This window comes from Apibacter sp. B3546 (assembly GCF_009827885.1).
Lineage (GTDB): Bacteria > Bacteroidota > Bacteroidia > Flavobacteriales > Weeksellaceae > Apibacter.
Window position 1 is genome coordinate 1 of sequence record NZ_WINW01000037.1, and the last position, 12,841, is coordinate 12,841.

The following is a 12,841-nucleotide window of genomic DNA, read 5'->3' on the forward strand; positions in this document are numbered from 1 at the left end:
CTTATAAACTTTTAATTTAGCTAAACTCATAAGCTAACTCTCATAATTTTATATCAGACCTTTACTGTCTATGATGATATTTACTATACATATTCTTCAATGTTATTAAAAACAATCTCAATCTCGATAAAGAACTTCTTATTTAGAAATAGTAAATCTAAATAGTTTTTGAAATCTTATAATTTGAAGAAATAGGTTTTATTGATTCTATTTCTTTAGTTACTCTTTTTTGATAGGTTTTTTTAGCTAAGAGAATTCAAATTTCATAATATAATAACTACTAAAAAGTAATTATATGATGAATTAAAAAATTAATAATAAATTAAACTAATTAGAAAATTATTTTACATGATAGTTTGTAGTAAATATTTATACCAATTAGTTTAAAAAATCCATAAAAATATATGTCTTTATATTTATTGTTAGTAATAATAGCTTAAAATTATTTCATTATTAAGTAAAAAAAAATTTAGATAATAAAATAAATAAGCTTTATTTTTTATTCATAAATTATATTATTTTTGAGATTATAGCTTATACTTCTATTTGATTTTAGGAATTTTTAGTATTTTTGATAGTAAAAAATCAATTAAAAAAATTAAATAATTGATTTTTAAGCATTTATGAATTTAAAACGATTAATACTACTAACAGTGATAATAATATGAATGACAATATCCAAAAAAATAAAGAACTTACTCTAGAAGAAATTCATAATTTTCGCGGAAAATATCCAAAACAGCTAATATATCTATTTTTGATTGAAATGTGGGAACGTTTCTGCTTCTATGGTATGAGAGGAGTTCTTACAATTTTTATGGTGGGTCAATTAGGAGTTACTGATAAAGATTCTAACCTTAAATATGGAGCGATACAAGCATTTATTTACGCCTTTACTTTTATTGGGGGGATTTTGGCAGATAAAATATTAGGATTTAAAAAATCTCTTTTCATTGGAGGTTTAACCATGGTTTTAGGTAATTTAATTATCGCTTATTCTCCACATGATTTTTTTTATTTTGGAATAACATTATCAATAATTGGAACCGGATTTTTTAAGCCTAACATTTCCACTATGGTTGGAGATTTATACAGTGAAAAAGATCCACGAAGAGATGCAGGATTTGGGTTGTTTTATTCGGGTATAAATTTAGGAGCCTTGTTTGGTGGTGTTTTATGTGTTTATTTAGGAAAATATCATTCCTGGAATTTATGCTTTTTAGCCGCATCTATAGTAATGCTAATAGGTATTTTAATCTTCTTAGCAACCAAAAAATATTTAGGTCCTATTGGTGACTCACCATTGATAGATATGAAACCTTCAACCAGGAGAACACGTGAGATGTTTGTGTACTTAGGAGTATTATTATGCATACCTATTATTTATGCCATGATACATAATACTCGATACACGGATTATTTTATGTATACCATTGGTCCGTTGGCAATAGCTTTGTTTATTATAGAACTTATTAAAATAAAAAGCGCACAAATAAGAAAAAAACTTGTTGCAGCGATGATTTTAATTATTTTTTCAATACTATTTTTTGCATTTTTTGAACAAAGTGGAGGAGCTTTGGCTATTTTTGCCGAAGGAAACCTAAGTCATAAATTACTGTTTTTTAATATTGATCCTAATATTGTAAATAATAGCTCCAATGCTTTATTTGTAATAATCTTAAGTCCTTTATTTGGATTATTATGGCTATGGTTGGCAAAAATAAAATTAGAACCCAATACGGTAATAAAATTTGGATTGGGATTTTTATTTCTTTCCGGCTCTTTTTATATTTTATATAGTACAAGATATTTTGCCGATTTCAACGGAATGACATCTTTAAATATCTTTACAATAGCCTATTTGGTTATGACGTTCGCAGAACTTTGTTTATCTCCGGTAGGCTTATCTATAGTTACCAAATTATCTCCCAAAAATTTGTCAGGAATGATGATGGGAATGTGGTTCTTAGCCAGTTCTTATGCACAATATGTAGCAGGTCTTTTAGGGGCAGAAATGTCTTCTCCGGATGAAAATGCATCTTTAGTAACTAAATTATATTCATATACTACAGGATTCGGACAATTGGCCAATTATGCATTAATTACCGGTATTGCTTTAATTCTATTTTCTCCTTTGATAGGGAAATTAATGCAAGAAGTTAAATAATAATAATAAGTAAAACTAAGTATAAATTATATTATGACAGAAACTCAAGTTAAAAAAGGGCATCCTAAAGGGTTATACCTACTGTTTTTAACAGAAATGTGGGAACGATTTTCGTATTATGGGATGAGAGGAATTTTAATACTATATCTTACAAAATCTTATTTAGAAGGAGGTTTAGGTATAGATGCTCAAACAGCCAGCTTAATATATGGTTTCTTTACAGGGTTTGTTTATTTTACTCCATTAATTGGAGGTTGGTTGGCGGATAAATATTTAGGACAAAGACATTCCATTACAATAGGGGGAATTATAATGATGTGTGGGCAACTGGCATTATTTTCATTAAATACCCAAAGTGGACTGTATGTGGGGTTATTCCTTCTAATTATAGGAAATGGATTTTTTAAACCCAATATATCAACTTTGGTAGGTGGTTTATATGCAGATGGAGATCCTAAAAGAGACTCAGCATTCTCTATTTTTTATATGGGCATAAATTTAGGAGCATTGATTGCTCCCATTATTGTAGGAATATTGACCGATGATATTTTCTCTACAAGAGATGCCGCAGGAAAAATAATATCATATGGGTACAAATATGGTTTCCTCGCAGCTGCAGTCGGAATGTTTTTTGGTCAAATTACCTATAATACGTTGGCGAAAAAATATTTAGGAGATCTTGGGTTAAAACCTCAAGGAAAAGTCACCAAAAACGATACAAATAGTGATGTTGATCCAAACGTTCCACTAACTAAAAATGAAAAACAAAGAGTTGCTGTTATATTTATTTATTTCTTTTTTGCTATTTTCTTTTTTGCAGGATTTGAGCAAGCCGGTTCATCTTTATCATTGTATACAGATAAATTTATCGACAGAAATGTAAACTTGCCTTTTATTGGAGAATACAATATACCCACTTCATTATTCCAATCGGTAAATCCATTTTTTATAGTAGTTTTAGCTCCGATCTTTGCGTATTTTTGGAATAGTAAATTAGGACAAAAACTAACGACTCCGTTAAAAATGGGATTAGGAATGATAATTTTAGGGGTTGGATTTTTCTTTATGTTAGGAGCAGTTGCGGAACGAGGGGGCGATATAGCCGATGTTACCATTAAAGCGAGTATATGGTGGTTAATTTTAACGTATCTTGTTCATACCATAGGGGAATTATGTTTGTCGCCTGTCGGGCTTTCCGTAGTAACAAAATTGGCACCTCCTAAATTAGCATCTCTATTAATGGGAGTATGGTTAATGGCATCCTTTATTGCGAATATAGTAGGAGGTTTTTTAGCTTCTACAGTCGAAACCTTAGGAGCAGGTAAAATATTTTTATATATTTCATTATTTGTAATCATTTGTGGAGTATTAATGATCGCATTAAATAAAGTACTAGTAAAAATGATGCATGGAGTAAGATAAGATTAAAAATAATTAAAAAGTTATATCACTAAAGCATATTCTTTATTTAAATTAGAATAAATGAATATGCTTTAGTTGTTTATGGAATGTTTATTAAATCATTAGATATAATTCATATAAAAATAAATTCATGAAAATAAAATGAATGTACCTATACAAACTTTTCAATTTCCGGGCTTACAAACAGATCAAGTTCTTCATATAAAGAGAGAAGATCTGATTCATCCCGTCATTTCAGGAAATAAATTTTGGAAATTAAAATATAATATTCAAAAAGCTAAAGAATTAGGAAAGAAAATATTGGTAACTTTCGGCGGAGCAATGTCTAACCATATTGTAGCCTGTGCGGCAGCAGCTAATGAAAATGGTTTCCAATCTATAGGTATAATTCGAGGTGAAGAAATTGTTGATAAATGGAAAGATAATTTAACTCTAACAGAAGCTTCCACTTATGGCATGGAATTTATTTTTGCACCCAGGCATGAATATAGATTAAAAGAACAGTCGAGTTATATACAAAATATACTTAATACTATTCCTAATCATTATTTAGTACCTGAGGGCGGAACAAATTCATTGGCTGTAAAAGGAGCAGCAGAAATACTATCAGAAAAAACCTTTTCTTATGACATAATTACTTCTGCAATGGGTACCGGAGGAACTGTTTCTGGATTATCTGTAGGAGCATTTCCTCACCAACAAGTAATCGGATTTCCGGTATTAAAAAACGCTCATTTTTTAGTTAAAGAATTATTAAAACATACTAGCAAAGAAAATTTTATAGTAAATTTGGAGTACCACTTTGGAGGATACGCTAAAATTACGAATGAATTAATCGATTTTATTAACGAATTTTATTATCTCAATCATATTCCCCTTGATCCTATATATACAGGGAAAATGATGTTCGGATTAAGAGACATGATAAAAAAGGGGCAAATCCATAAGGACAAAAAAATTTTAGCAATACACACAGGAGGTTTACAAGGGATTAAAGAAATGAATAAGTACTTAAAGAAGAAAAATAAACCTATAATTGTAACATGAAAAAATTTGGAATATTTCTAATAGCGATAGTTTTAGGAAATTTCATTCTGGCTCAAGAATCTGTAAAAAAAGATGAATTATACATTCAAACCTATGCTAAAGTTGCAGTAGAGGAAATGGAAATGTATCAAATTCCTGCAAGTATTACCTTAGCACAAGGAATTTTAGAAACAGGTAACGGGCAGAGTATTTTAGCACAGGTAGGAAATAATCATTTTGGCATTAAATGTAAAAATGATTGGACCGGAGGGAGAATGTATCATGATGATGATGCCAGAGGAGAATGTTTTAGAAAATATACCTCTGCAAAAGAATCTTACAGAGACCATTCTTTGTTTTTAGCAGAAAGACCCTATTATAAAAAACTGTTTCAATTAGATAGAAAAGATTATAAAGCATGGGCACATGGTTTAAGAAAAGCAGGGTATGCTACTAATCCTAAGTACGCATATATGTTAATCAATTTAATTGAAAGATATAAATTATACCAATTTGATTCTTTAACCTCTGATAATGTAGATAAAAAGTTAGCAGAGTTATATCCGGATACATATAAATCCAATAATAGTATTGAACAGGTAGAAAAATCATCAATTTTGTTGGCAGATGCTAATTCAAAAACAGTAAAAATTGATGTTCCCAAAAAAACAACTCCGGTTAAAGTAACGGCTAAAAAAGTAGAAAATGTAAAGAAAATAGCAGCCGTTAAGACCAATAATTTTGAATTCCCCAGCTCTAGAATTAGAATTCATCCCAATGGGAAAGTAAGATATATTATATTAAGGAAAGGAGATACGTTGGAAGATATTTCAAAAGCCTATCACATCTCATTAAATCAATTAAAATCTTATAATGATTTACTCTTTCAAGATAGTTTAGTAATTAACCAAAAAATCTTTTTAGATCCAAAAAAGAAAAAAGGAATCAACAAAGAACATATTGTAAAAGAAGGAGAGAAGATGTACGATATAGCCCAAGAAAATGGTATTTCATTAATTGAATTATACAAAAGAAATTTAATGTTTCCGGGAGATGAGCCTAAACAAGGAGATAGAATTTTATTAAAAGGGAGAAAAAGTTAAAATAGGGTTGGTAGATGTTATTTAAAAGAAGTAAGGCTTTATTTCAAGAGGCGCAACAATATATACCCGGAGGGGTAAATTCGCCCGTTAGAGCATTTAAATCTGTCGGAGGAGTTCCGGTTTTTATGAAATCGGCAAAAGGTGCATATCTTACAGATGAAGACGGAAACACATATATAGATTATATAAACTCATGGGGCCCCATGATTCTAGGTCATAATCATCCCCAAGTAGTAGAAGCAGTAATAGAGCAAATGAAAAATGGGTTTTCATTTGGAACTCCTACGGAATTAGAAACAGAAATTGCTAAATTGATTACCTCTTCTGTGCCTTCTATTGATAAAATAAGAATGGTTAATTCAGGTACGGAAGCCTGTATGTCTGCAATTCGATTAGCAAGAGGTTTTACATCAAAAAATAAATTTATTAAGTTTGAAGGGTGCTATCATGGACATTCCGACTCCTTTCTTATAAAAGCCGGAAGTGGTGCTGTTACCTTTGGAAATCCTAATAGTCCGGGGGTAACGGAAGGAACGGCAAAGGATACTTTGTTGGCTAAATATAACGATATCGAATCTGTAAAATCTGTTTTCGAAAAGAATAAGGGCGAGATTGCAGCAGTTATACTTGAACCTATAGCAGGTAATATGGGATGTATACCTCCTAAAGGAGATTTTCTTGTTAAGTTAAAGCAACTATGTGAAGAAAATCAGTCATTACTGATTTTTGACGAAGTCATGACAGGTTTTCGAGCAAAGATGGGGGGAGCTCAAGAGTTTTTTAACATTCAGGCAGATATAGTAACTTATGGTAAAATTATTGGAGGAGGAATGCCCGTCGGAGCATTTGCCGCTCGAAAGGAAATAATGGATTGTTTATCTCCGGTTGGTAAGGTTTATCAAGCGGGAACTTTATCCGGAAATCCAATTGCTATGAGGGCCGGATATACTACCTTATGCCTACTGAAAGATGATTTAGATATTTTCAATAGAATTACACAAACTACAAAAATCCTATCCGATGAATTAAGAACTATTTTTAAAAACGCCGGTATACCCGTATGTATTAATCAATGTTCATCGATGATGGCTGTATTTTTTGGTATATCAGAAGTTTCAAACTTTGATGATGCAACAAAAGCTGATCATGAAATGTTTAATAAATATTTTCATTATCTACTAAACCATGGAATATATTTGCCGCCTTCAGGTTATGAAACATGGTTTATTTCTGATTGTATAAAAGATATTGAAATTGAAAAAACATTAGATTATACAAAAAAATTTATATCCTCTCTTTGATTGGAAAATAATAAATTACTTTGTATAGTGTATTTTATTTTTATATAGAAGAAATGGCAAATTAAAATTCGAAACTTTCAAGTAGCTCTAATTCAGTTTTAAAAGGCAAGACTCGAGTTCCAAACTTATGAAATAATAATTGAGCAAATCGATCGGAATGGTTTTTATAAAAGTCTTCTAAATCTTTTTTGTTAGCGGCATAATATTGGAGCGAATAGGTACATCCTGATTCATCCGGATGAGAAATAACTTTTGAAAATATAACCTTAGTAAATATTTGAATTTCATACATTTCAGGGATTAAAGTATTTTTAACCCAATCGATCCATTCTTTTTCTAAAGGATATTCAACGTGAAAACTTTCTGAATATATAATCATTTCATTAAAACATTAATTAATAGCATAATCCACTGAGTACCCGAACATACCCTTTTCTTTAATCATATCGGCAACTTCGTTGGGCATATTAATTTCCCAACCGTTTTTACCGGAAGCAATCTGAGTAAGAATTTGCTTTCCATAAATTCTGAGATAGGATTCATTATAATCTTTAATATCTACAATCCTCTTATTTTTTTTAAAATATTTGTATAAATCTTTAAGGCTTTCATTAACTTTTAAATTTTCAGAATTGAGAAATTCTCCTGTTTCTTGATCAACATATGGATAAAGATAAATTCGCATATGCTGCTTAAACAGCTTTCCAAAAGCTTCCATAATACCACCGCTTAAGTGGTTATAATATCCTTCTTTAAAAATGTCCAATAAATTATTAACACCCATTGAAATACCGATTCGTTCCGTAGTAAATCTGCTGAAATAATCTACTATGCGATAATATTCGGAAAAATTAGAAATTAAAACAGTATATCCTAATTTTCCTAAAACATCTGCCCGATCTAAAAAATCTTGTTCATTGATCTCACCGGAAGCAAGCAGGTTGGATAAAGTAATCTCAAATAGTACCTTAGTATTTTCTTTAGTAACCTTTTTTTCATTCATAAACATTTTCAAACCTTGATTACACATATCAATGTTTACATGGGTAACCGGACGGAAACTTCCTCTTAATGCGAAAATATTTTTATTATATAATTCATCCGCGGGAAGAACATTTTTTCCGTTAGGCTCAAAAACAGCTGCATCTGCCATTCCGTTTTTAACTAACTGTAAGCTCATTAAACGATTGTCCACAGCAGCATAATCCGGTCCGCTGAAATTAATCATATCAATTTCAATCTGATCGGTGCTGAGTTCATCATAAAGAGATGAAATTATTTTTTTGGGATTATCACTGTAAAAAAAAGAACCATAGATTAAATTGACTCCTAAAATACCTAAGGTTTCCTGTTGTAATTTAGTGTCGTTTTCATGGAAACGAACATGTAAAATAATTTCATTATACGGTTCTAATTCGTGTAATTGAAATCGGATTCCAACCCAACCATGCCCTTTAAAAGTTTTATTAAAATTGATGGTAGTAACTGTGTTGGCATAAGAAAAAAATTTTCTGCCTGAACAATTGCTTCTATCGATTCGTTTCTCAATTAATTCAATTTCATGGTCAAGCATTTTATGCAATCGTGCTTGAGAAACATATCTATTATCCGGTTCTTTTCCATAAATAGAATCACTTACTTCTTTATCATAGGCAGAAATTGCTTTGGCAATAGTTTTAGAAGCTGCGCCCGCTCTAAAAAAATAGCGTACGGTTTCCTGACCTGCTCCTATTTCAGAAAAAGTCCCATAAATATCTTTATTTAAATTAATCTGAAGAGCTTTTTGCCTAGGGGTTAGTACTTGTTTATGAGAGAGCATATTTTCAACTTTTGTTCGTAAATTTACAAAAATTATGGTACTACAAAAAAGTAATATAACATTCTTAGGGACAGGAACTTCTCAAGGAATTCCGGTTATAGGTTCAAATGATCCGGTATGTAAGTCTCAAGATGAAAAAGATAAAAGATTACGAACTTCTGCATTGGTTCAATATAAAGGTTTGGATTTATTAATTGACTGCGGTCCTGATTTCAGACAGCAAATGTTGCGAGAAAATAAATCCAATGTAGATGCCGTATTAATAACGCATGAACACACAGACCATATTGGAGGATTAGATGATTTGCGTCCCATCAATTTTTTAAAAGGACAAGATATTCCTATTTTTGGAAAGGAAAGGGTATTAGAAGATATAAAAAGAAGATTTTCTTATGCTTTTGCAGAAGTAAAATATCCGGGTGCTCCCTGTTTTGAATTACATTCAGTGAATGGTGATATCTCTTTTCAAAATGTTTCTATTCAACCCATACATATTTTACACGGTAAGTTGCCCATTTTAGGATATAAAATAGGGGGATTATCATATATCACTGATGCTTCTTCCATTTCTGAAGAAGAAATAGAAAAAATTAAATTTTCAGAAGTATTAGTTATCAATGCTTTAAGAAAGGAAGCTCATGCTTCCCATTTTACTTTGTTTGAGGCATTGGAAATCATTGAGAAAGTTAAACCTAAAAAGGCTTATTTAACACACATCAGCTATCAACTAGGGTTTCATGAAGAGGTAGAAAAAACATTGCCTAATCATGTTTTTTTAGCTTATGACGGATTGAAAGTTGAATTTTAATAAGAATGCATATTTTTTTACTAAAAATCATATTTTATAATAAATAAAAGGCTTTATTTAGATATATTTTAATTTATAAATTTAATTAAATGTATATTCCTCAATTTTGTACTTTTGCAATACTTACAATTATAATATTAAATGAACAATAGATCAGTATATGTAGCGGCTACATGTCCTTATAGCGGAAAATCTTTGATTAGCTTGGGGATATTGCAAATGGTAATGAGAAGAACACCGAATATTGGTTATTTTCGTCCTATTATTGATGATTTAGATGATGGGATAAAAGACAACCATATTGAAACTATGATTTCTTATTTTAATCTTAATCAGAGTTATGAAGATGCATACGCTTTTACTAAAAGTGAAATTATTGATCTTCAAAATAGTGGCAGATTAAATGAGGCATACGATAGTATTATTCAAAAGTATAAAGCATTAGAAGATAGATTTGATTTTGTATTAATCGATGGTACTGATATATCAGCAGGAAGTACTTCATTAGAATATGATTTAAATGTTATCATTGCTAAATCATTAAATATTCCGGTCGTTCTTGTTGTAAAAGATTCATTTAAAAATTCGCACGATTTAGCTAAAAATATAAGTCTGGAATTAAACAATTTTTTAAAGAAGGATAATAAAGTTATTGCGGTAATTGTTAATAAATGTGATAAAGATATAGAAGAAGTTATTACTAAAAGTAAGAAACGCATTGGTGATTCCGTTTTATTATCTATAATTCCTAACGATAAACCTTTAAGCTTTCCTACACTAAAAGAAGTTGCAGATGTTTTAGGAGCTAAAGTACTTCATGGAAGTGAAAATTTAAATCGATCCATCACTAAGTTTATGATTGGAGGTATGTTACTATCTCAATTCATTAACTATGTTGAAGAAGATTGCGTTGTTATACTTCCCGGTGATCGATCCGATTTAATCGTTGGAACTTTACTTTCCAACTTATCTAATTTTAAAAGAATTTCAGGAATAATACTAACTGCCGGAATAGGTCCTGATGCTTCAATCATGAAAATGATTGACGGATCGAGTGTAAACATGCCTATTATGCTTGTTGATATGGGAACATTTGAAGCAGCAACAGCTATTGACAATATAAAATCAACAATTTATCCTGAAAACACGGCAAAAATTAAACGTAATATTGACCTGTTTGAACAATATGTGGATGTGCCGGAGCTTGATAAGAGGATTTCTTCATTTAAAATTGAAGGAATTACCCCTAGAATGTTCCAGTATAATTTGTTGAAAGAAGCTAAAGCAGCCCACAAACATATAGTTTTACCGGAAGGTGGAGATGAGAGAATTTTACGCGCCGCTTCCATGTTAGCGGATGATGAAATTGTAAAGATCACAATTTTAGGTAAACCGGATGAAATTATACAAAAAGTTAACCAACTGGGACTAAGTTGGAATACGGATTTGATTTCTGTTTTAGATAATACAGAAAACGATAAGTTAAATGATTATGTTGATACCTTATATGAACTTAGAAAAGATAAGGGTATGGAACATGCTCAGGCTAAAGATTTAATGTTGGATGCCTCCTATTTTGGGACAATGATGGTGTATAAAGGAGATGCAGATGGAATGGTTTCGGGAGCTCAAAATACTACGGCTCACACGATACGCCCTGCATTACAATTTGTTAAAACTAAACCGGGAATTAAAACCGTTTCTTCCGTATTTTTCATGCTCTTGCAAGATAGGGTACTAGTTTACGGTGATTGTGCTATTGTTCCTAATCCTACTTACGAACAATTGGCAGATATAGCAATTTCTGCTGCAGGAACTGCAAAAGAATTTGGAATTGAGCCGAAAATAGCCATGCTTTCTTATTCATCCGGATATTCAGGAGCGGGAGTAGATGTGGATAAAGTTAGAAAAGCAACAGAGCTGGTAAAATCTTTGCGTCCTGACTTATTAATTGAAGGACCGATTCAATATGATGCAGCGGTGGTTCCAAGTGTTGGTAGCAGTAAAATGCCGGGGTCTTTAGTTGCAGGAAAGGCAAATGTATTGATTTTCCCGGATTTAAATACCGGTAATAATACATATAAAGCGGTGCAAAGGGAATCCGGAGGACTAGCGCTAGGTCCTGTACTTCAAGGATTGAGAAAACCTATCAATGACTTAAGTAGAGGCGCAAAAATAGAAGATATTTACAATACGGTTGTAATTACAGCTATCCAAGCAGCCAACGACAATTAAAAAAATAGTATTTAAAGAAGTAAAAAAACTCTATCATTGATTACGATTGATAGAGTTTTTTATTTTCCAAAAATATCCAAAAAGCTAAACGTTTGATCGAGCCTGATTCCTTTTTCTGTTTTTTTAACTGTACACAGTTCATGAACGGCATCATGTTCAAAAAAGAAAAAATAATTTTGAGATTCGGCAAGATTTAAAATTTGTTCCTTTTCGGGTATAGTGAGTAGGGGGCGGGTATCATATCCCGCAATATAAGAAATTGGAATATGTCCGGTAGTAGGTAACAAATCAGCAGCGTAAATTATTGTTTTTCCCTCATAAATTATTACGGGTAACATTTGCTTATCTGTATGTCCATTAACAAAATATATATCAAAGCCTAAAGGTGAATTTTTCAGGAAATTATCTTTAGGAATGGATATAAATTGTAATTGACCACTTTCTTTAATGGGAAGAATGTTTTCTTTTAAAAAAGAAGCTTTTTCTCTTAAATTAGGTTGGACGGCCCAATTCCAATGATCTTCATTGCTCCAATAAATAGCATTTTTGAATGTTGGTTTATAACCCGATTTGCTTTTATTCCATTTAATGGCTCCCCCGCAATGATCTAAATGTAAATGAGTAAGAAAAACATCAGTAATATCATCACAGGTAAAGCCATATCGTGCTAAGGATTTTTCTAAAGAAAAATCGCCCCATAAATAATAATATCCAAAAAATTTTTTATTTTGTTTGTTTCCAATACCCGTATCAATTAATATTAGTCTTTTGCCATCTTCTATAAGAAGACATCTCATAGCTAAATCGACCATATTATTAGAATCTGCAGGATGTGTTTTTTGCCAGATAGATTTAGGTACAATGCCGAACATAGCGCCTCCATCGAGTTTAAAATTTCCGGTTTCAATCGGATATAATTTCATAAAGTATTGTATTTGATACTTTAAATATAAAGTTTAT

10 protein-coding genes are annotated in these 12,841 nt (G+C 31.1%); 7 read left to right on the plus strand and 3 right to left on the minus strand.

All coding sequences use genetic code 11. The features are described 5' to 3' along the window. Nucleotides 1-664 precede the first annotated feature (664 nt). The 5 genes from GFU93_RS08570 (at nucleotide 665) to hemL (ending at nucleotide 7,019) form a co-directional block, all read left to right on the plus strand. Nucleotides 665-2,167, plus strand: coding sequence for a peptide MFS transporter (locus GFU93_RS08570; RefSeq protein WP_185150474.1), 1,503 nt, complete (start codon nucleotides 665-667; stop codon nucleotides 2,165-2,167). Nucleotides 2,168-2,200: 33 nt separating this feature from the next. Next, nucleotides 2,201-3,589 (plus strand): peptide MFS transporter, encoded by a 1,389-nt coding sequence (locus GFU93_RS08575; RefSeq protein ID WP_160564768.1) that lies wholly within the window; start codon nucleotides 2,201-2,203, stop codon nucleotides 3,587-3,589. 141 nt (nucleotides 3,590-3,730) lie between these two features. Next, nucleotides 3,731-4,636, plus strand: a complete 906-nt coding sequence (locus GFU93_RS08580) for a 1-aminocyclopropane-1-carboxylate deaminase/D-cysteine desulfhydrase (RefSeq protein WP_160568758.1) — start codon at nucleotides 3,731-3,733, stop codon at nucleotides 4,634-4,636. After that, on the plus strand, nucleotides 4,633-5,718 hold the full coding sequence (locus GFU93_RS08585; RefSeq protein WP_160568760.1) for a glucosaminidase domain-containing protein: 1,086 nt from the start codon (nucleotides 4,633-4,635) through the stop codon (nucleotides 5,716-5,718). The genes GFU93_RS08580 and GFU93_RS08585 overlap by 4 nt, the downstream gene beginning before the upstream one ends. A gap of 14 nt (nucleotides 5,719-5,732) precedes the next feature. After that, nucleotides 5,733-7,019: a glutamate-1-semialdehyde 2,1-aminomutase gene (gene hemL, locus GFU93_RS08590; RefSeq protein WP_160568762.1), complete on the plus strand. Its 1,287-nt coding sequence runs from the start codon at nucleotides 5,733-5,735 to the stop codon at nucleotides 7,017-7,019. Nucleotides 7,020-7,080: 61 nt separating this feature from the next. Here the strand turns inward: hemL and GFU93_RS08595 are convergent, their stop codons facing one another. Beyond that, complete coding sequence (locus tag GFU93_RS08595) at nucleotides 7,081-7,398, minus strand: DUF4286 family protein (RefSeq protein ID WP_160556856.1); 318 nt, start codon at nucleotides 7,396-7,398, stop codon at nucleotides 7,081-7,083. Nucleotides 7,399-7,410: 12 nt separating this feature from the next. After that, a complete protein-coding gene (locus GFU93_RS08600) occupies nucleotides 7,411-8,838 on the minus strand; it encodes a TonB-dependent receptor (RefSeq protein WP_160568764.1) in 1,428 nt (475 codons plus the stop codon). 34 nt (nucleotides 8,839-8,872) lie between these two features. Between GFU93_RS08600 and GFU93_RS08605 the strand changes: the two genes are divergently transcribed. Next, the gene (locus GFU93_RS08605; protein WP_160568766.1) at nucleotides 8,873-9,646 is read left to right on the plus strand and encodes an MBL fold metallo-hydrolase; all 774 of its coding nucleotides are present in this window, start codon (nucleotides 8,873-8,875) and stop codon (nucleotides 9,644-9,646) included. Nucleotides 9,647-9,787: 141 nt separating this feature from the next. Further along, nucleotides 9,788-11,881 carry a phosphate acetyltransferase gene (gene pta / locus GFU93_RS08610; protein ID WP_105296874.1) on the plus strand — a complete coding sequence of 698 codons (2,094 nt, stop codon included), beginning with the start codon at nucleotides 9,788-9,790 and terminating at the stop codon, nucleotides 11,879-11,881. 59 nt (nucleotides 11,882-11,940) lie between these two features. On the opposite strand, the gene GFU93_RS08615 is transcribed toward pta, so the two are convergent. After that, nucleotides 11,941-12,804 (minus strand): MBL fold metallo-hydrolase, encoded by an 864-nt coding sequence (locus tag GFU93_RS08615; protein WP_160568768.1) that lies wholly within the window; start codon nucleotides 12,802-12,804, stop codon nucleotides 11,941-11,943. Between the last annotated feature and the right edge of the window lie 37 nt (nucleotides 12,805-12,841).